Consider the following 22,051-nt stretch of genomic DNA (forward strand, 5'->3'; position numbering starts at 1 on the left):
CTTAGTCTCCTTTCGCAGAGTAATCACGTTTACGTGGTGGAATTAATGAAACGTCGACTTCTTGATACGTGATGACTGGATTACCAGTAGTTGGGTCAAACTTCGCTATTGTTGTTTTTAAGAAGTTCTCATCATCACGGTTCGGGAAATCTGGCTTGTAGTGTGCACCACGAGATTCGTTACGTAATAATGCACCTTTTGTCATTACTTTCGCTAGATAAATCATATTTTTCAACTGACGCGTAAAGTGAGCACCTTGGTTACTCCATTTTTGTGTATCGTTGATGTTAATGTTTTCCCAACGTTTTTGGAATTCCTCAAGTTTGTTAAATGTATCTTCAAGTTGGTCGTTGTAACGTACTACTGTCATAGTAGCAGTCATCATTTCACCAAGCTCTTTATGAAGTAAGTAAGCGTTTTCTGTGCCATCCATTTTCATGATAGCATCCCATTTAGCTTGTTCTTCTTTAACGCGAGCATCGAATACTTCTTGTGGAAGATCTTCAGCATGCTTTTTAAGATGTTTAACGTAATCTACAGCGTTTGGTCCAGCAACCATACCGCCATAGATAGCAGATAATAATGAGTTCGCACCAAGACGGTTTGCACCATGTTGAGAATAATCACATTCACCTGCTGCAAATAGACCAGGAATTTCAGTCATTTGGTTGTAGTCAACCCATAATCCACCCATTGAGTAGTGAACTGCCGGGAAGATTTTCATTGGTAATTTACGTGGGTCATCCCTCACGAATTTTTCGTAGATCTCGATGATACCACCTAGTTTAACGTCTAATTCGTGTGGATCTTTATGAGAAAGATCTAGGTATACCATGTTTTCGCCGTTGATACCAAGTTTTTGGTTTACACAAACGTCGAAAATTTCACGTGTTGCAATATCACGTGGTACTAAGTTACCATATGCAGGGTATTTCTCTTCTAAGAAGTACCAAGGCTTACCGTCTTTATACGTCCAAATACGGCCACCTTCACCACGAGCTGATTCTGACATTAGACGGTTTTTGTCATCTCCAGGAATCGCTGTTGGGTGAATTTGGATGAACTCACCATTCGCGTATGAGGCACCTTGTTGGTAAACGATAGAAGCAGCAGAACCTGTATTAATAACAGAGTTTGTTGTTTTACCGAAGATAATACCAGGGCCACCAGTCGCCATAATAACAGCGTCTGCACGGAATGATTTGATTTCTTCTGTACGCATATCTTGCGCTACGATACCACGACAAACGCCGTCAGGATCGACTACTGCACCAAGGAATTCCCAGTGCTCATATTTGTTCACTAAACCAGCTACTTCGTGAGAACGAACTTGCTCGTCTAGTGCGTATAGTAATTGCTGACCAGTTGTTGCACCAGAGAAGGCTGTACGGTGCATTAAAGTACCACCGAAACGACGGAAGTCAAGAAGACCTTCTGGTGTACGGTTGAACATTACCCCCATACGGTCCATTAAGTGAATAATTCCAGGGGCTGCATCACACATACCCTTAACTGGTGGTTGGTTCGCTAAGAAGTCCCCACCGTATACTGTATCATCAAAGTGGATCCAAGGAGAATCCCCTTCACCTTTTGTATTTACCGCACCATTAATTCCGCCCTGCGCACATACAGAGTGTGAGCGTTTTACAGGAACTAATGAGAATAAATCAACTTCAGTGCCAACTTCAGCTGCTTTAATCGTTGCCATCAGACCAGCTAGACCGCCGCCGACAACAATTACTTTGCTTTTCGCCATGATTATTTCTCACTCCTCTTAAAAAATTGCAATGATTGCATGCGCTCTATAGTAGCTTCTATTAAATTATACGAAAGCTAAAATAGCAGCCACACCAACTACACTTAGAATTACGAAAATAATGTTTGTTACATAAGTAGCAATCTTTTGAGACTGAGGAGATTGTGTAATACCCCAGCTTACTAGGAATGCCCATAAACCGTTTGATAAGTGGAAAGTTGCTGATATAATACCAACAATGTAGAATCCAAGCATGAATGGATTAGAAACGATATCTGCCATCATGTCGTAATCAACTTCTGTACCAAGCGCTTTTTGAATACGAGTTTGGAAAATATGCCATGCAATGAAGATCACTAAGAATACACCAGTGAAACGTTGTAATGAGTACATCCAGTTACGGTATGTGCTGAAACGTCCTGTATTTGGTGTAGCAGTGAATGCAATGTAGACACCATAAAATGCGTGGAACATTAATGGAATATAGATGACAATCCATTCAACTAGGATAAGGAATGGAATCTTTTCCATTACTGCGGTAGCATCGTTGTAACTTTCTGCTCCGCCTGTTGCTGTAAAGTTAATGAACAGGTGCATCGTTAAAAACAGACCTACTGGAATGATACCAAGTAGAGAATGTAAGCGACGCCATAAAAACTCTCGATCTTTCGACAAGACTGTTACCCCCCTTAGTACTTAAAATAGCACAACAAAAGAAGTCATCATTTTGTAACTGATACTTCATTGACTGTGTATTTCATCATGGTACAATATTATGACATGTTTATTGTACTCTCAAGAGCTACGAGCGTCAAGGCAACTAGGAGTTTTTCGCAATCCTTATTAAAGAAAGAATCTAGTACATGACGCATCGTTTTTTCTCGAAAAACCTATCTTTACTTTATAAGCGTTAAATTTTAAGAAAATTCTAAGAAAGAAGGATTTCAATGTTAAACACTCCATCTCCTACAATCTCAGCATTTGGCTATGAGATAATTCGCGATTATATTTTATCTTCCATTCTTGGTAAACATGAAGGTGATGTCCTTTATTGGGCAGGAAAAGACCTAGCACGGAAGTTCCCATGTAAAAGTCAAGATGAACTTATCGCATTTTTCGCAGATGCCTGTTGGGGTAATTTAGAGCTTATCAAAGAATCGAAGGATGGACGTATATTCCAGTTGACAAATGATCCAGAACTGTTACAAATCGGTCTTCGTAGCTTTAGACTTGAAGCAGGATTTATAGCTGAGCAAATTCAACAAGCAAAAGGTTATTTAACAGAATGCTATGATGAAAAACGTGAAAAGCAACAGAACGTTATGTTTACAGTGAAATGGGACGTCAAAGAACGAATTATGAATACTGTTCCTTCTGAATAAAATGAAAAGGATTGTCGTTCCAAATTTATGGATGACAATCCTTTTCTAATGTTGAAAAACAAAATGGTCATGGAAATTTTTGAGTATGTTGTGGCGCTTTAGATGAGGTTGGTTTCCGTTCCAGGCTACTCGCTTTCATTGCGGGAAGCTTTGCTCTGCGACGAAAGCGAAGCGACAGGAGCACTCGAGTAGCCTTCCACTCCAATCAACGATAGCGTAGAACTAACACTATGGCTATTCACCATAATCGAACAGAAAAGACTTATAACAGTGACGCGATTGTACACTTGTTGCCACTGCCACTTCGTTTTCGTGTAGAAAACATTTGTTGTTGCTGCCACTACGTATGCACTACGCTTTCGCACAGAAAACATTTGTTGCTGTCGCTTTGCTTTCGCACAGAAAACATTTGTTGCTTTATCGCTATAAATTAGAGGGACATGCTAGAAGGTACATGCTATGTAAAATAGTTGATCTTCGTTACGACTGGGCGACTCCTTGGGGATTAGCAATAGAGGAACGAAGGCTAAAACCATCACATCCTGTGATAACGCCTTCGTGACCAACATCGTATTGGCCCGAGACCCTGCAGCGAGCGAAGCGGCTCATCGAACGCCCCCTGGAAAGCCAGTCGCAACGGAAATCAACCCCTTTTTATATTTATAGCTGAGCATGTCTTTCTTTTAAAAGCACATCTATTAACGAAATAAATGCTTCTAAAATATTAAGTGAGTGTTGAATCATGTCTTCTAAGTTACTAATTGATAGTTCATTCACTAATTTTTGCGCGGCCGTATGTACTAATTCATGAGGTTGTTCTATATAACGATACTCCGGTATATTCTGATATTGCTCAAAATGTCCATAATACCATTTCCCAAACGCACATTGATGATGCGTTTTTAAAGTTTCTTTATGTCCAGCCTTTTGAATAGCATTTCGCAAAAAACTAGCATGATCCATTAACCTTGCTGCCAATTGGCTAACTACCGTTTGCTCTAAGGGCTTTCGAATTGTTGGTACAATAGCTTTTAACATTTCAGATACTTGATTCTGTATAATATCCGAGAAGTCACTTGTATGTGATAATTCTGTCGTTGTTATCGCTAAACGATCTACAGCTACTACATTTTCTTCAGATGCGGCTGTTATTTGATGAATTCCATGTGCTGCCTCTTCAATATTTTTACTTGCTACTGTCAAATTAGCAATATTGGCTTTCATGATACTTAAAAAATCAGTGAAGTAATGTTCAACTTGGTCGATATTTGTTTTTGTATTATGTAATTTCTTATCGATGACTGATCGAATCTTCGTCATTTCTTGCAATGAATCTTTAGAACTGTTAGCTAACTTCCCTACCTCCATCGCTACAACATTAAAGCCCTTTCCATGTTCGCCAGCACGTGCAGCTTCAATAGAGGCATTTAAGGACAATAATTGTGTTTGATCAGCAATCTCTGTTACACTTTTACCAATATCGTTCATTTTACTCATTTCATTATTCAGCTGTTCTGTTGAATGAGCTCCTTTGGCTAACAGCTCCTGAACCATCTCTCCTTTTGTAATAGATGTCTCCATATCCTCTACTAGTTGTATCGAATGCAGTTTTATCTCTTGAATATTTGCATTAGCATTTTGCTCAACCGCTAGCATCTCTTCTGTATTTGACGACATTTCCTCACTCATTGCTGAAATATCCCCTACACTCGTTGAGACACTTTGAACCTTTAAAGCTGTTTGAAAATTAATTAACTCCATATGTGCTAGTACAAAGTCCAAAATCGCATTTTTCACATCGATACTTTCCTGCTCGAGTTCCAATTCCAGAATTCGCTTTTTTAATATTTGTATTTCAGAATCATTGTGGATCTCAACGCTTTCATCCATTGGCTTTTGAAATAAACCTAATAATGCCATACAAATTCCCACCTTCCCCTTGGTAAAACATGTAATTATATTATATAACAATAAAATTGGATAGAGTATTAAATTGATGTAAACAAAAATAAGATGTGTCCATTATTGACACATCCCATTCATAGTGTTGAAATACAAATGGCCAAGGAGATCTTGATAATGTTGTGCGTCTTTAAATGAGGCTAATTTTCATCTCAGGCTAATCTCTTCACTGTAGGCGGTCGAGTCGCTTCCTACTTATGTTGTTACTGACGCTGCGCTTTCGCACAAAAAACACTTGTTGGCCCAAGCGGCTCATCGGACGCCCCAGGAAGCTTTGCTCTGTGCGAAAGCGAAGCGACAGCAACAAAGCGCCCAGCCGGAACGGAAATCACCCCCTCGTTTTGCCATAGAACCATACTTTATTTAATATGCCCCTTTAATTTCATTGACATAATAGTTTTTCAACAACATGAAAAGATGTGCCTTTTACTGACACATCCTCTTCAATATTATATGTAAAGCGCCTGTTCTAAATTAAATTCATCATGTAATGCATTTGCTGCACGAATCATTTCGTCCTGAGGTACAACAACGGACACTTTTATTTCAGATGTACTTACCATTTTTACCAGGATACCTTCACGACGTAAACGATCAAACATACGTGCAGCAACTCCTGGATTAGATGCCATACCTGAGCCAATAATAGAGACTTTTGCTAAGCCGATTTCAAAATCAGCAAAACTAAACCCTAGTGATAATTTGCTATCTTCTAGGACACGTAATGCATCGGCGAACTCCTCTTTTAAAATGGTAAACGATACAGTCGGCTTTAAGCCATCAATGATTGCTTGTACGATAATATCGACGTTTATGCGATTTTCTGCAAGTATTGTAAACATATCTGCTAACGAAGCATTTGAATAAGCATCATAACCCACCGTTAGGCGAATAACGTCTGACTCATAGGCAACACCACGTACAATTAAATTTTTCTCCATTTCAACTTCCTCCTTCAATAAAGTACCTACTGTATCTATTTCGCTCGACCGAATGATAACTGGGATTTGAAACTTCTTTGCTAACTCTACAGCTCGCGGGTGTAAAATTTGTGATCCTAAGTTTGATAGTTCTAGCATCTCATCGTAAGAAATTTCTTTTAGCTTTTGTGCCCCAGCAACATGGTTTGGATCAGCTGTGTATACTCCATCCACATTCGTGTAAATATCTACGCGCTCCGCCTTCAACTTTGCTGCAATAGCTATAGCCGATGTTTCCGCCCCACCTTTACTAAACGTCGTAATATTCCGTGAATTATCGATACCCTGTTCCCCTGCAACGATTACGATTTCCCCCTGTGTAAAATGCTTTTCTATTCGACTAGCATCAATCTCATCAATGCGGGCATTGCTATACATATCATCAGTTTGAATACCTGCTTGCCAGCCTGTTAATGACACTGCATCATATCCTTCTTCCTGCAAAGCAATTGCCACTAACGTACTTGTTAGATGTGAGGTTGTTGAAAATAGTGCATCTAATTCACGCTTAGATGCATTGTCTGATAAATCACGAGCCATCTTTGCTAATTCTTTAGCCATACTCCCCATTGCTGCAGTGACAACGACAACATCAAAACCTCTTTCCTTTTCTGCAATCGCCTTTTTCGCAACATTTTGAATGTGCTCTGTTGATGCTAATGCAGCACCACCAAATTTCATCACAATTTTCTCCATCTTTATCATTCTCCTTCGTATTCAATCATTTCGCTGATTATAAAGTAACTAATAAGTTTTAAGCCTTGAAATAATACGATTGGCATCACCTCTTAGGTAGGGGCAACTGCCTTGAAAAAAGGTTGTCTCTAGAAAAACTAAAAAGGCAGCTATCACATAACGTGAAAGCTGCCTATAACATGTACAATAAAAGAAACTTGCGCATGTGTGATAGCTCTCCGAAACGTTTAGAATCGACAGTCTTACATCTCTTAAATGCAAAACCAGCACAGCATCGGAAACAACGATGCTCTACTTCGGCAAGCTCCCCTTTCATACATTTTCACTGGACTCGTTCGTCCTCTAATGTACTACTCTTGAACCTTGCACCTCTATCATCACTAAATAGTGAAGTATTTTATTGAACCTTAGTGAAGAAATTTCCAATTTAATAAGTAGAAACTACTGAAAAACTAAGGCACGGTATATAACATTGCTATATTGAAGGGGCAATGTTATATACAACCTTAGCATATGTCTAATCCTTTGACAATGTCTCTTGTTGAAAATAAGCATAGATATTGCTAGCTAGATTAGCAGGAATACCGGCTTCCTGTAATGCGTGTTCACTTGCCTCACGAATTTTTTTGACAGAGCCAAAATGCTTGAGTAATTGCTGTTTTCGCTTTGGACCAATGCCTTCTATTTGATCGAGGACAGATTGTATAGCATGCTTCTCGTGCTGCTGTCGTAAGAAGGTAATAGCAAAGCGGTGTACTTCGTCCTGAATTCGTTGCAGTAAGTAGAATCCATCGCTTGTGCGCTTTAACGCAATTACTTCAGCTGGATCACCAAATAAAAGCTGTGACGTATTATGCTTTTCATCTTTTGCTAATCCGGCAATTGGAATGACAAGGCCGAGCTCATCTTCTAATACTTCTCGCGCGACTTCCATTTGCCCCTTCCCACCATCAATTAGTACTAAATCTGGCAAAGGTAGACCATCTTTTAATACACGGGTGTATCGACGACGGATTACTTCCTGCATTGCTCCGTAATCATCATGTTTAGCAGCTGTACGTGTTTTGTACTTTCGATACTCCTTCTTTGCAGGTTTGCCATCGATAAATACAACCATTGCAGATACAGCATCTGTCCCATGCATATGGCTATTATCGAAAGCTTCAATCCGTAAAGGCGTAGAAATGCTCATAGCTTCACCGAGTGCCTCACATGCCCCTATTGTGCGTTCTTCCTGACGTTCAATAAGCTGGAACTTTGCTGCAACAGCAATTTCAGCATTTTTAGTCGCTAATTCAACAAGCTCTTTTTTTTGCCCACGTTTCGGTGTCAGCACCCTAACATCTAGTAATTCCATTAAAATATCCGCATCAATGGATTGTGGGATAAAAATTTCCTTAGGCTTAATGTGCTCTAGCTTGTCGTAAAATCGACCAACGAACGTTAAAAATTCCTCTTCTGCCTCTTGATAAATTGGGAAAATCGAGACATCTCGCTCGATAAGCTTTCCTTGGCGAACAAAGAAAACTTGAACACACATCCAGCCTTTCTCGACTGCATAGCCAAATACATCGCGGTTCGTTGTATCACTTGATACGATTTTTTGCTTTTGCATGACTGTATCAATATGTGCAATCTGATCGCGAAATTCCTTTGCACGCTCAAACTCTAAATTTTCTGCAGCCGCTAGCATTTTAACCTCTAGCTCCTTTTTGACAGCCTCAACTCCACCATTTAAAAATTTCGTCATATCCTCAATCATATCGTGGTAAATTTGAGCATCAATATCTTTCACACAAGGGGCTAGACATTGTCCCATATGATAATATAAACAAACCTTGGAAGGCAGTTGTACACATTTTCGCAGCGGATATAAACGATCAAGCAGTTTTTTCGTCTCACTTGCTGCATATGCATTTGGATATGGACCAAAATACTTCGCCTTATCTTTTTTCACTTTTCGTGTTGTAATAAGACGTGGGTGTTTTTCATTCGTAATTTTTAGATACGGATACGTTTTATCATCCGTCAGCATAACATTGTACTTCGGATCATGAAGTTTAATAAGATTAAGCTCTAAAATTAAAGCTTCAATATTGGAGGATGTCACAATGTACTCAAAATCTTCAATTTCACTTACAAGTCTCTGTGTTTTCCCTTCATGAGTACCAGTAAAATACGAGCGTACTCGATTTTTTAGCACTTTTGCCTTCCCAACATAAATAATTGTTCCTTGCCGATCCTTCATCAAATAGCAGCCAGGCTGATCTGGTAAAATTTCAAGCTTCCGTTTAATTAAATCATTCATCGCCTACCTGCCCCCTTTTTCTTAAAACTAGCGTTCGCTTTACTCTTTATTATATAACGAAAAAAAGCCGAGCACATCTATAGATGGCTCGACTCTTGTTTTCTTACAGATTAAGCATGTTTAGTGATAAATGCTTCTAACGCTTCTTTTGGTTGGAAGCCAACAGTTTTGTCTACTAATTCACCATCTTTAAATAATAGTAAAGATGGGATAGACATGATTTGATATTGTGCTGCCGTACCTTGGTTGTTATCTACATCTACTTTTACAATTTTAGCCGCACTACCTGCAGCGTCCATTTCTTCAAGAACTGGCCCAATCATTTTACATGGTCCGCACCAAGCAGCCCAAAAGTCTACTAGCACTAACCCTTCTTTAATATCATCTTGGAAAGTCGCATCTGTTGCATGTACAATTGCCATTTGAAATCCTCCTTAAACTTACTATGCTTGTAGTATAGCATGGATAAATTCGCTTGAGCGAACAATCTGCCTAGTTTGTATAATTTAAGAAAAACAAGGATAAAAGAGTCGAAAAAGGCATTAAGTTTATTTGTTATGAAGCCTAATTTTCTTGAAAACGACCTTTATAGACATAAGTTAACGTAATAAAGAGATAAATAGCTAATGTAATACCTGTTACGATAATAGATGTTGTAAAAATGATACCAATCAGGATTGCACTTAACGCAATAATAGCTATCCAAGTTGTATAAGGGAACCATTTTACCGCATAGGCACTTGTTTCTTCCGGCTGTTTTTTACGCGATTTCAGATGCGCAATCGCAATAATTAGCCAAATGAATAACACAGTGTATCCAAGTGAACCCATTAAGAAATCAAAGGTTTTGCTTCCCGCAAATAAAGAAAATATTACGGCCATATATAAAGCTAACGTACACATTAATATGGCATATACCGGAACTTTTCTTTTCGACAAATGTGCAAAGATTTTAGGAACACGCCCGTCCACAGCTTGTGTATATAGAACGCGAGATGAACCATAAAGTCCCGAGTTCATTGATGAAATAATGGCGAGTATAACAACAGCGTTCATAATATGATCAGCACCAGGAATTCCAATCATTTTAAAAACCATCACAAACGGACTTTCTGGCACCCCATTAACCTCATTCCAAGGAATCAAGCTTACGATAATAAAGAAAGGCAGTAAATAGAAAGTCACAATACGAACTAATGTACTGCGAACAGCTTTTGGCACTACTTTTTCAGGATTTTTCGTTTCAGCCAATGTAATACCAATAATTTCAGTACCACCATAAGAATAAATAACTACAAGCATTGCAGCAATTAAACCCGTTGATCCGTTCGGGAAGAAACCACCTTGCTCCGTTAAATTAGAAAAACCAACAGCCGTATGATTTCCAAAAGTAACAAGTAATAAAATTAATCCCGCTATGATGAACACCACAATAACGGTAATTTTAATTAACGCCAGCCAATATTCAGTTTCAGCAAAAACTTTCACTGATAACAAGTTAATAGCTGTAACTAACACCGAAACAGATAATGCAAGTATCCAAATTGGGTAATCTGGCAACCAATATTGAATAAAAATAGCCGCAACAATGGATTCCGCTGCAATATTTAACACCCACATTTTCCAATAGATCCAATCTAGAAAATAAGCTGGATACTTCCTAAAAATTGTTTGAACTAAATCTCTAAATGTTCTGGCTTCGCTATTTCGGACAGCCATTTCCGCAAGACCTTGCATAACAAATAACAGAATAATCCCACCTAGTAAGTACGCCAAAAGTACTGATGGCCCAGCCATATCAATGGCTGCACTGCTCCCTTTAAATAACCCTGCACCAATGGCACCACCTAAAGCCATCATCGTAATATGCCGCGAGGTCATTGTTCTCTGTAATTTCTGGTTATCTTTTTCCATTTCCTTACCTCCTAAAATCAAAAAAGGCATATCGTCTCTTTCTTCATTATCAAATGAAAGAAGAGACGATATGCCATAAGCAAACCGCGGTACCACTCTAATTGGTTCAATAAGAACCCTACTTAAAAAACCTTGTAACGAAGGTTAATCGTCAAACAAATAGAATAGTCTGTCAATTCTATTTATCTTACCACTCCTAGGCAAGTTCAAAGTCTTATTGGACTGCGTTGCACCATCCCGCAGCTCTCTTCACCAAATAATGAGCTTTTACTACTCCTAATCTTTGCGTTTCAAACTATTATTATTGAAAAAATCAATTATGCCTCGGCGGATGTTGGATATCCGCTGAAAAGTAACTTAAACCCCGCATTCTTCTCATCACCTTTAGAGATGGAAGACTTCTGTAACTGACGTTTCACTTACGTTACAAAAAACATTAGCTGAAAGAAGTTAAATTATTATTCATCACTATACGGTCTAAAATTAACTCTGTCAATATCTTATTTTGCAATAACTTTCAAAACAGTAAACATTAAAACACAAAAAAGCAGGGAAGAGACATCCTCCCTGCGACAACAAATTATGAATTATGCATTCACTTTTAACGCTTTAAATTCTTCGATTAGTAGAGGCACAACCTCAAATAAATCACCTACGATACCATAATCCGCAACTTTGAAAATATTTGCCTCTGGATCTTTATTTATCGCAACAATTACTTTTGAGTTGGACATACCTGCTAAGTGCTGAATTGCTCCAGAAATACCTGCTGCGATGTAAAGGTCAGGTGTTACTACCTTACCAGTTTGACCAATTTGAAGTGAGTAGTCACAATATTCAGCGTCACATGCACCACGTGAAGCACCAACTGCACCACCAAGTAAATCTGCTAACTCTTTTAATGGCTCAAAGCCTTCCTCTGATTTTACGCCACGACCACCTGCTACAACTACTTTTGCCTCTGAAAGATCGACACCCTCTGAAGATTTACGTACAACCTCTTTAATGATTGTACGAAGGTTTGTAATATCTACAGCAATAGAAGCTACATCACCTGATTTACCGGCCACTTTTTCTAATGGTGCAATATTATTTGGACGAATTGAAGCTAAAACCAAGCCGTCTTTTACTTTAACTTTTTCAAAAGCTTTGCCAGAATAAATTGGACGGATGAATACAACATCATCGCCAGCACCTTCAATAGATGTTACATCGGATACAAGACCTGCTTGTAATTTACTTGCAATTTTTGGCGATAAATCTTTACCGTTTGCAGTATGACCAAACACGATACCAGTTGGCTTTTCTTGTTCAATAACCGCTAATAAAGCTTGACCATAGCCATCAGATGTATATTGTTTCAAATGTGGATGCTCCACCGTTATAACACGATCAGCACCATATTCAAATAATGGACCTGTTAAATTTGCCACAGCATCTCCTAAAAGAACACCAACAACCTCACCGCCATCTGCGATTTGCTTTGCAGCTGCAATTGCTTCGAAAGAAACATTACGTAAGCTTCCTTCACGAACTTCACCTAATACTAATACTTTTTTTGACATAGTATATTCCCTCCGTTACCCTTTAAGATTCGATTTGCGTTATCAGATGACTTAAACTACTTTCGCCTCTGTATGAAGTAGGTTTACTAGTTCTTTTACTTGTGCAGAAAGTTCGCCCTCAAGAACACGACCTGCTGCCTTTTGAGCTGGTAAGAAAATATCAACTGTTTCTACCTTAACTTCTACATCATCTTCATCGATATCTAAATCATCTAACTCAAGTTCTGCAAGCGGTTTCTTCTTCGCTTTCATAATACCTGGTAAAGATGGGTAACGTGGCTCGTTTAAACCTTGCTGAGCTGTTACTAAAAGTGGTAAAGATGTCTCGATAACTTCTGAATCACCTTCGATATCGCGCACAATTTTCGCAGATGTTCCGTCGATTTCAAGCTTTGTAATTGTTGTTACATAATTAATGTCTAGTAAATCTGCAACACGTGGGCCTACTTGACCAGAACCTCCGTCAATTGCAACGTTTCCTGTTAAAATTAAATCAGGGTCTTTATCTTTTAAATACTCAGCTAAAATATATGCAGCTGCATTTTGATCCAGTTCATCTAGATCGTCTTCTGTATTAATAAGAACCGCTTCATCTGCTCCCATTGCAAGAGCTGTGCGTAATTGCTTTTCTGCATCTTCGCCACCAATTGAAACAACTGTTACTTTACCGCCAGCAGCGTCACGTACTTGAATTGCTTCTTCAATTGCATATTCATCGTAAGGATTGATGATGAATTCTGCGCCATCCTCTTGGATTTTACCACCTGACACAACGATTTTTTCTTCTGTATCAAACGTACGTTTAATTAATGCAAAAATGTTCATATATCCATACCTCCTGAAACGTTTTTTATTTCTAAGTAAATTTATAAATATTATATATTTTCAGTGTCGATAACGTCGATAACACTTTTTCAAGTCGCTATCGACACTGATGGAATATTATTTGCCAGTAAACACAGGCTCGCGTTTTTCAATAAATGCTTGAATTCCCTCTTTAGCATCTTCCGAAACGAATACTGTGCCAAAGGATTTTGCTTCTGCCTCAATCCCTTCATAGAATGAAGCATGCTTAGCATATTGCAATGTTTGAATAGCTGCTTTTAAAGCAACCGGGCTCTTCTTCGCAATCTTCTTCGCTACCTTTAGCGTTTCTTCAAGTAATGCTTCATCTGTAAACGCACGATTCGCTAAGCCCCATTGCACGGCTTCTGCACCAGAAATTGGCTCACTTGTAAACATCATTTCTGCAGCTTTCGCAACCCCTACATATCGTGGTAGACGCTGTGTACCCCCGAAACCTGGAATAAGACCTAATTGTAATTCAGGTAGCCCTAATTTCGCAGATTCTGTCACATAGCGCAGATGACAGCTCATTGCTAGTTCAAGACCCCCACCTAGTGCGGCACCATGAATTGCAGCAATAATAGGTTTAGAGAACGATTCAACTCGCTCAAAAACTTGCTGACCGTTGCTAGCTAGCTTCGTAAATTCATCGCCAGATCCAACCTCTGTAAATTCCTTAATGTCGGCACCTGCTGAGAAAAAACGACCTTCACCGTGAAGTACAAGGACACGTACAGCGTCATCGTTTTCTACGGCATCTAGCACAGCATTTACTTCGGTAATGATTCCGCGGGATAATGCGTTTGCTGGCGGACGTGCAATCGTAATAATTGCTACCCCATCTTCTACTTTCCAACTTAGAAATTCCATTTCTCCACATCCTTTTAAGCTTTAATGCCGTTCAGGATTAATGCCTGAACCTTTGGAACCTGTTCCATCAAATCATATCGATAGTCATTCATGACCCACGACGTAATGGTTTCGTCAATTGTTCCAAATACCATTTGACGTGCCAAGCGTACATCCATCGTTTGATTGAACTCACCAGAGAGCATACCTTCGATTAAAATTTGATCAAGTAATTGTAAATACTCTCTTAACACCGAATTGATTTTTAGTCGTAAATCCTTGTTCGATTGTCGTAGTTCTAATTGAGTGACGGTTGCTAGGTATCGATCTGTCGCTAGAACATTAAAATGATTTTCTATCATTCGTGAAAGTTTGTCTTTAGACGTACTTCCATTTTCTATTATATCTTGTAATGACTCTACAAAAACAGCCATTTTTTCATTAAAGACAGAAATTAATATATCTTCTTTATTTTTAAAATATAAATAGATTGTTCCGTCGGCCACCCCTGCCTGTTTGGCGATCTTCGATACTTGTGCTTGGTGATACCCATTCTCTGCAATAACGATGACAGCTGCATCAATAATTTGCTTATATTTTGGCTTATCACGTTTCACTTTTATATCACCACCTAAAAAAACTTGCGCACGTCTACATTCATGCTCGATTAAAGATTCTAATTTTTCTACATGATGTCATCCTTCAATGAACAGTAATCTATTAACCTAGCTAAGGATGTGACGTATTGACCTAAAAAAATATGAAAATATGAATGGTCATTCATTCATATTTTCATATTATAATTTACATCTTTGCTTGTCAATACTTTATCACGTATTTATTTTGCTTCTTTATTCGCCAATTTCGTTTTTTCTTCGTCCACTAACGTACGACGTAAAATTTTCCCGACTGCTGTTTTCGGTAACTCATCTCTAAACTCATAGTAGCGCGGAACTTTGAAAGCAGCCAAGTGTTGACGGCAATATTTATTTAATTCGTCTTCTGTTATCGAATATCCTTCTTTTAAAACAATATAAGCTTTTACTGTTTCTCCGCGATATGGATCCGGTATGCCCGCAACTACACATTCTTGGATTTCCTCTCGTTCATATAGTACTTCCTCTACCTCACGAGGGTAAATATTAAATCCACCTGCGATAATCAAATCTTTTTTACGATCAACCACATAGAAATAGCCTTCCTCGTCCATATAGCCCAGATCACCTGTTAAAAACCAGCCATCTACGAACGATGCTGCTGTATCTTCAGGTCGATTCCAATAGCCTTTCATAACCTGTGGCCCTTTTACAGCTATTTCACCAACTTCACCGACTGGAAGTGCCTCCGTATCCCCTGTACGTAAAATTATTGAATCCGTATTTGGCCAAGGTAAACCAATCGAGCCCATGACACGCTTACCCCAAATTGGTGTAGAATGTGTGACAGGAGAAGTTTCTGTTAGACCATATCCTTCTACAAGCTTTCCTCCTGTTACCGCTTCAAATTTCTCTTGCACCTCTACTGGCAGTGAAGCAGAGCCACTTAAGCATGCTTTAATGGACGATAAGTCGTACTTTGCAATATCCGGATGATTTAATAGACCAATATATAAAGTCGGTGCACCTGGGAATAGAGTTGGTTTTTGCTTATCAATCGTTTTCAATGCTGTTTCTGCGTCAAACTTTGGTAATAGCACCATTTTATTTTGCGTGAAAACTGATAATAACATAACAGTAGTCATACCATAAACATGGAAGAATGGTAGTACACCCATAATGGTTTCCTCACCATGTACACATTTATACATCCATGAATCACACATTGTTGTATTGGCAATTAAGTTTTTATGGGTCAGCATAACACCCTTAGGAAAGCCTGTTGTACCACCTGTATATTGAAGCAGAGCAATGTCCTCTTCAAAATCAAATGGGATATCAATCATCTTGATTGGCGTAGAGCGCATAATTTCTGAAAATAGATGATTTTGACCACTATGTTCAACCTTTACACTAAAACCATACTGCTTTTTTTGAATAAATGGATAAACTAAATTTTTGGGAAATGGTAAATAATCTTTAATGGCTGTGACAATTACATTTTCAAGTGTAGTTTCCTTTATGATTTTCATGACACGCGGATATAAAATATCCATCACTAAAATAACTTTCGCACCTGAATCAGCCATTTGATATTGAAGTTCACGCTCAGTATAAAGTGGATTTGTTTGTACGACAATCGCTCCAGCGTACATCGCCCCGTAGTAAGCGATTACACTTTGTGGTGAGTTTGGCAGCATAATAGCCACGCGATCTCCTTTTTCTACTCCAAGGGCTTGTAAATAGTTTGCGAACCTTAGCGCTGACTCATATAGCTCGGTGTACGTCAAATCCCTACCCATAAAATGAATCGCAACTTTGGATGGATTCTTTTTATAGGCACGCGTTAAAAACTCTTGCACAGGAATTTCCTCAAACGTTAAAGACGATGGTACTTCTTCAGGATAATTTGTTAGCCATGGTTTTGTTGTCATACGTCCTCTCCCCTTTGTCCCAAACTTTGTAAACTCTTATTTTAATTATAATGAAAAAGAAATACACTTTCAAACACAAAATAGAAAATAATTGCATTTTCGATTAATTATTATGCGTTTCACAACATTTATATAACTATATTTCTAAGGATTTTGGATCAGTACGCCTTATGAATCCTCATTCATTCTTTCTTTTTTTATGCAAAAGACTGAGCTAATATTTCTATATTCAAAAAATAATTATTTAATGGAGTTAATTTCATAATTCTAGTCCCTTTAGTATCAAGGGTTCTAAAACAATAAAAAACGGGCACCTCCCCAAATTCGGTATAATGGTAGCGACGAAACTAACATACTGAATGAGGTGAATGCCCTATGACTATTGTAAAACAAATGAGCCTATTTGACATCCAAGAATTATTGGAAATGGAAAGTTCCCGTCGTTTTGATGCGATTTTTGCCACTTTCGACGTGCAACCTATTTTTCAGTTGTTTTCAAAAAAGACATTACGTGGTGCCCCACGTGAATTAAATTACGGTGCCATGATACAGTCACTCATTGTTCGTATTGTTGAGCGGATTCCAACGATCAAGGATTTAATCAAACGTTTAGTCAACGATCCTTTATTTCGATTCGATTGCGGTTTTCTCGTTTCAGACGTGGTTCCATCTGAAGCGTCCTATTCGCGTATGATCGACGTCATTAGTCAATCAGATGTGCTCGATCACATGCAAGATACATTGATTCAAACAGCCTTTATAGAAGGTTTCATTTGTGATAAACACCTCGCGATAGATGCCACACATTTCGAATCACGCGATGCGGCAAAACCTTCGGAGAAAAAAGAACCTGCACCACCCAAAAAACGTGGACGAAAATCAAAAGAAGAACGAGACGCTTGGCTTATGGAACAAGCAAAAATCAAAGCCAATCAGTCAACTTATGAAAAAGAAATCAAGGACCAACTCGATACACCACTAGAAACACTGTGGCAAGATGCGCCCATCGAACCGTATTGGGGCATCAAAAAGAACAGTGACGGCAAAAATACGTTTTGGTTTGGCTTTAAAGGGCATCTCGCGGTAACAACAAAGGGGCAATATATCGTTGGACGCCTCATGACATCTGCTAATTTGTCAGATAGTAAAGCAGCGATTCCTCTTTTAAAGAAAGTAGAAGACCAATTTCCAGAGCATTTCACGACCGCTATATTGGATGCAGGGTATGATTATGAACCTATTTACAGTCAATTACACGAGTATCAAATGCGTGCGGTTATTCCTTACAATGTCCGCAATGAAGGCGAGTATCTTGGATTTGATGAGCATTTCAGACCGACATGTGTACGTGAACACAGCTACTGTTACGACAGCTTCGATGAAAAGTACCGAACACTAAAATTCACAAGACCAAAGGAATGTGCAACCTGTCCGTTACGTAATGATTCCCTCTGTCAGAAGGTTTTCAAAATCAAATGTGACACGGATTTACGAAAATTCACGTATCCAGCACGAGGCTCTGAACTTTGGAAACAACTATATAAAGAGCGCACAGCCGTTGAACGTGTAAATGCATACTTAAAGCAATATTTTCAGTTAAACAATGTCCGTCACAGAACAGGAAGAAAAGCAAAACTTCATTTCAACCTGGTGACGTTTATTTATAATGCCTGCAAATTAGCAGTAGATCGTCTGAATGCTTTATTACAAACACAAACTCAAGCAGCATAATTTTTAAAAACGTAATTTATCTTAATAGGAGCAGTCTAAGCTCTTGGAAAATATGGTTTATGAAATTGATTCAATGATGACTTTTTAGATAGATGAAGGAATATTAATAGGTTTTAGTATTTTTGTGTGATAGTTTTGATGTGAGGATGATGTAACTTATGATTTTTTTCGAGGGTATTGAAGTTTTTTATCTTTTGGAGCGATTACACACTCAACCTGATCGGTTTCTCTTCGGGCCTGAGCAGTTCTTTACTCTTTTCCGTCGTTTTGACTCTTCTTTCCGCCTCTTCGGCTCTTCTTTCCGTCGCTCTGGCTCTTCTTTCCGTCACTTTAGCCTTCCTATCCGTCTCCCTGACTTATTTCCGTCACTTCGACTCTTCTTTCCGTCGCTCTGGCTCTCCTTTCCGTCGCTTTAGCCTTCCTATCCGTCTCCCTGGCTTCTTTCCGTCTCTTCGACTCTTCTTTCCGTCGCTCTAGCTTTCCTATCCGTCTCCCTGACTTATTTCCGTCACTTCGACTCTTCTTTCCGTCTCTCTGACTCTCCTTTCCGTCGCTACCTACCCGAGCAGTTCTTCTCTTTACCCATTAAAACGAAAGAAACGCACCCTCACAAAAGGATGCGTTTCTAAGTTAAATGGTCATCATATAGTAGACACCGACTGCCAAAAATGCGATGCAGACAACGATTAGTACTTTCGCTAATTTTTCCATATCATTACACTCCTATGCAATACTTGCCCCAATTACAAACGATAGACCGACTGATATAGTAAAGGAAATGAAGCCGACTGAGCGATTATCATTTTCGATTTCTTGATCGACTTTAAAACGTGGTGTCATAAATTCAAATAAGAAATACGCAACAATAAGTAATGTAAAGCCAAAAAGACCCCAGCCAATCATTTCACTTAACGTGCTATGGCGTGCAATGGAAAAGCGAAAAATATTGCATATCCCCAGTATTTTCCCACCTGTTGCAAGTGCCACAGCGACATTACCATTCTTAATTTCTTCCCAATTTTTATATTTCGTAACGACTTCGAACAATGCCATCGAGACGACTAAACATAACACAACAACACTAAAATATCCTGCCGTTTCGATAATTGGATATCGCCAAAAGCTAGAATTCAGCATTTTCTCCGTCCCCTTTACAGCTTATTTCAATTCCACAACCGTGACGCCTAAGCCCCCCTCACCGGCTTCACCAAAACGGAAGGATTTAACACGCTTATGCTTTTTCAAATAGGTTTGAATTCCTTGACGCAATGCACCTGTACCGACACCGTGAATAATTGACACACGCCCATAATTAGCAAGTAAGGCATCATCAATATATTTTTCCGTACGTAAAATGGCATCTTCATAGCGCTCGCCGCGTAAATCTAATTCTAATTTTACTTGGCTGGTGCGATTTTTCACACCTGCAATACGTTGCACAGGCTCCTTTTCAGGTTTAATGTACTCCAGATCACTATCTGAGATTTTCATTTTTAAAATACCCATTTGGACAACCCATTCGGAATTCGATACTTTTTCGAGCAATGTACCCCGTTGACCATAGCTTAACACCTTTACCTCGTCTCCGACAACTAAGTTTTGTGCACGGGCCTTTACTTGTGCCGCTTTTTTCAGCACTTTATTGTCTTCAAGCGGTGTCGCTTCTTCCAATCGTTTACGAGCTTCGATAAGCTCATGCTCCTTGACAACTTGGTCTGCATTTTTGCGCATTTCCCGAAGCTCTGCAATAATTGATTCTGCTTCTCTTTTTGCTTCATCAACAATTTTACGAGCTTTTTCTTTCGCTTTTTTATCGAGTGCCTCTTTGCGGTCATCGTAAGCTTGTAGTTTTTCTTGTAGCTCTTTTCGTAGTGCTTCAGACTCTATCATTAATTCATGAGAGCGTTCTGCATCATCTTCGGATTGACGACGAGTCTCTTCTAGTGAAGCAATCATTGACTCCACTTCATGGCGATCTGTACCTGTAAAGCTTTTTGCGCGGTCAATAATCGACTCTGGTAAGCCAAGGCGACTTGAGATTTCAAATGCATTGGAGCGACCTGGTACACCGATAAGTAGACGATATGTTGGACTCAACGTCTCAATATCAAACTCCACACTTGCATTAGCAACCCCTGGACGATTATAGCCGTATGCTTTTAGCTCAGGATAGTGCGTCGTTGCCATAACGCGGGCACCTCGACCATGTACTTCATCTAAAATAGAGATGGCCAGAGCTGCCCCCTCCTGAGGATCTGTACCGGCACCTAATTCGTCAAATAGCACAAGTGATTCGTCATCAAATTTTTGTAAAATATCTACGATGTTGACCATATGAGAAGAGAATGTTGACAATGATTGCTCAATTGACTGTTCATCTCCAATATCCGCAAAAAGCTGCTTGAAAACGGCTAGCTCTGAACCATCAAGTGCAGGTACTGGTAACCCGGCCTGTGCCATTAATGTACTCAGTCCAACTGTTTTTAAAGTCACGGTTTTACCACCAGTGTTTGGTCCTGTAATAACAATTGCCGTAATGTCTTTCCCAAATTCAATATCGTTAGCAACTGCCGTTTCAATCGGTAAAAGTGGATGACGTGCACGCACAAGACGAATATAGCCATCGTTATTCATTTTAGGCATTGTACATTTGTTTGCTTGACCATACTTGCCTTTTGCTAAAATAACGTCTATTTCACCTAGAACTTTTACTAAGTTAAATAAATCCGGAGCTACTTCCTCTACCATTGCACTTAAAGCAAGTAAAATACGTTCAACTTCAGCTTGCTCCTTCATTTTTAATCGATGAATTTCATTATTCGCTTGTACAACCGAATCTGGCTCGATGAATAATGTTTGACCAGAAGATGATTGGTCATGCACAATTCCACCATAATGATGACGATACTCTTGCTTAACCGGGATAACAAAGCGATCATTACGAATCGTTACAAGTGCATCTGAGAGCATTTTTGCAGCATTGCTCCCACGAGTAAGACTTTCAAGCTTAGAACGTACTTTAGCCTCCTCAGCGCGTAAAGATTGGCGAATTGAACGCAAAGTTTGACTTGCAGAGTCTAGCACTGAGCCATTGTCATCAATACAGTTATTAATTTCATGTTGCAAGCCTGTTAAAACAGGCATTGACTCCTTTTTGACGATGAAATGAGGGATCTCAATCACTTCTTCTGATTCTAAATCTTCAATAAAATTGCGAAGAATTCTACTTGCTCGAATCGTACTTGAGACTTCCATTAATTCCATCGCTGAAAGCATGCCACCGATTTGTGCACGCCTTGCAGCTGGTCGTACATCAAAAATTCCACCCATCGGTACATTGCCTTTAACACGTAAAATGGAGAGTCCTTCATCCATCTCTTCTAATAATTGTACAACTTTTTCATAGTCTGTTTGTGGTACAAGTTCATCAATGGCTGATTTGCCGATTGATGAAGTACAGTATGTAGCCACTTGTTGACGTACTTTATCATATTCTAGTGTTTTCAATGCGCGTTCTGCGATCACTGAGAAC

General features: G+C 39.1%; 16 protein-coding genes, 1 riboswitch and 1 other annotated feature. Of the genes, 2 read left to right on the forward strand and 14 right to left on the reverse strand.

The window, feature by feature from the left end:
• Position 1: 1 nt before the first annotated feature.
• Together sdhA and FJQ98_RS21260 are read right to left on the reverse strand one after the other, a co-directional pair.
• Complete coding sequence (sdhA, locus tag FJQ98_RS21255; RefSeq protein ID WP_201406537.1) at positions 2-1,756, reverse strand: succinate dehydrogenase flavoprotein subunit; 1,755 nt, start codon at positions 1,754-1,756, stop codon at positions 2-4.
• A 66-nt stretch (positions 1,757-1,822) separates the two neighbouring features.
• A complete protein-coding gene (locus FJQ98_RS21260; protein ID WP_053592456.1) occupies positions 1,823-2,431 on the reverse strand; it encodes a succinate dehydrogenase cytochrome b558 subunit in 609 nt (202 codons plus the stop codon).
• Positions 2,432-2,703: 272 nt separating this feature from the next.
• Here FJQ98_RS21260 and FJQ98_RS21265 point away from each other — a divergent pair, with 272 nt between their 5' ends.
• On the forward strand, positions 2,704-3,138 hold the full coding sequence (locus FJQ98_RS21265; RefSeq protein ID WP_053592455.1) for a YslB family protein: 435 nt from the start codon (positions 2,704-2,706) through the stop codon (positions 3,136-3,138).
• 660 nt (positions 3,139-3,798) lie between these two features.
• Here FJQ98_RS21265 and FJQ98_RS21270 read toward each other — a convergent pair.
• From FJQ98_RS21270 to FJQ98_RS21315, 10 genes are all read right to left on the reverse strand, one after another.
• A complete protein-coding gene (locus FJQ98_RS21270; protein WP_053592454.1) occupies positions 3,799-5,058 on the reverse strand; it encodes a methyl-accepting chemotaxis protein in 1,260 nt (419 codons plus the stop codon).
• Positions 5,059-5,549: 491 nt separating this feature from the next.
• On the reverse strand, positions 5,550-6,776 hold the full coding sequence (locus tag FJQ98_RS21275) for an aspartate kinase (RefSeq protein ID WP_053592453.1): 1,227 nt from the start codon (positions 6,774-6,776) through the stop codon (positions 5,550-5,552).
• 203 nt (positions 6,777-6,979) lie between these two features.
• A riboswitch (Lysine riboswitch) is annotated at positions 6,980-7,158 on the reverse strand.
• Between the two features lie 135 nt (positions 7,159-7,293).
• Positions 7,294-9,084 (reverse strand): excinuclease ABC subunit UvrC, encoded by a 1,791-nt coding sequence (uvrC, locus tag FJQ98_RS21280; protein ID WP_053592452.1) that lies wholly within the window; start codon positions 9,082-9,084, stop codon positions 7,294-7,296.
• A 110-nt stretch (positions 9,085-9,194) separates the two neighbouring features.
• The gene (trxA, locus tag FJQ98_RS21285) at positions 9,195-9,506 is read right to left on the reverse strand and encodes a thioredoxin (protein WP_053592451.1); all 312 of its coding nucleotides are present in this window, start codon (positions 9,504-9,506) and stop codon (positions 9,195-9,197) included.
• Positions 9,507-9,648: 142 nt separating this feature from the next.
• Positions 9,649-10,998: an amino acid permease gene (locus FJQ98_RS21290; RefSeq protein ID WP_201406538.1), complete on the reverse strand. Its 1,350-nt coding sequence runs from the start codon at positions 10,996-10,998 to the stop codon at positions 9,649-9,651.
• Between the two features lie 58 nt (positions 10,999-11,056).
• Positions 11,057-11,291: a binding site (T-box leader), on the reverse strand.
• Positions 11,292-11,585: 294 nt separating this feature from the next.
• On the reverse strand, positions 11,586-12,563 hold the full coding sequence (locus tag FJQ98_RS21295) for an electron transfer flavoprotein subunit alpha/FixB family protein (protein ID WP_053592449.1): 978 nt from the start codon (positions 12,561-12,563) through the stop codon (positions 11,586-11,588).
• 51 nt (positions 12,564-12,614) lie between these two features.
• A complete protein-coding gene (locus FJQ98_RS21300; RefSeq protein WP_053592448.1) occupies positions 12,615-13,388 on the reverse strand; it encodes an electron transfer flavoprotein subunit beta/FixA family protein in 774 nt (257 codons plus the stop codon).
• 117 nt (positions 13,389-13,505) lie between these two features.
• Positions 13,506-14,279 (reverse strand): enoyl-CoA hydratase, encoded by a 774-nt coding sequence (locus tag FJQ98_RS21305; RefSeq protein WP_053592447.1) that lies wholly within the window; start codon positions 14,277-14,279, stop codon positions 13,506-13,508.
• A gap of 14 nt (positions 14,280-14,293) precedes the next feature.
• Positions 14,294-14,875, reverse strand: coding sequence for a fatty acid metabolism transcriptional regulator FadR (gene fadR / locus FJQ98_RS21310; protein WP_053592446.1), 582 nt, complete (start codon positions 14,873-14,875; stop codon positions 14,294-14,296).
• 221 nt (positions 14,876-15,096) lie between these two features.
• Entirely contained in the window at positions 15,097-16,788 is a 1,692-nt protein-coding gene (locus tag FJQ98_RS21315) for an AMP-binding protein (RefSeq protein WP_053592445.1), read from the reverse strand.
• Between the two features lie 375 nt (positions 16,789-17,163).
• Between FJQ98_RS21315 and FJQ98_RS21320 the strand changes: the two genes are divergently transcribed.
• A complete protein-coding gene (locus tag FJQ98_RS21320; protein WP_053592444.1) occupies positions 17,164-18,519 on the forward strand; it encodes an IS1182 family transposase in 1,356 nt (451 codons plus the stop codon).
• Between the two features lie 723 nt (positions 18,520-19,242).
• On the opposite strand, the gene FJQ98_RS21325 is transcribed toward FJQ98_RS21320, so the two are convergent.
• Together FJQ98_RS21325 and FJQ98_RS21330 are read right to left on the reverse strand one after the other, a co-directional pair.
• Positions 19,243-19,656, reverse strand: a complete 414-nt coding sequence (locus FJQ98_RS21325) for a DUF350 domain-containing protein (protein WP_053592443.1) — start codon at positions 19,654-19,656, stop codon at positions 19,243-19,245.
• 21 nt (positions 19,657-19,677) lie between these two features.
• Complete coding sequence (locus FJQ98_RS21330) at positions 19,678-22,044, reverse strand: endonuclease MutS2 (RefSeq protein ID WP_053592442.1); 2,367 nt, start codon at positions 22,042-22,044, stop codon at positions 19,678-19,680.
• Positions 22,045-22,051 lie beyond the last annotated feature (7 nt).

Origin of the sequence: Lysinibacillus agricola (genome assembly GCF_016638705.1) — a bacterium.
Taxonomy (GTDB): Bacteria; Bacillota; Bacilli; order Bacillales_A; family Planococcaceae; genus Lysinibacillus; species Lysinibacillus agricola.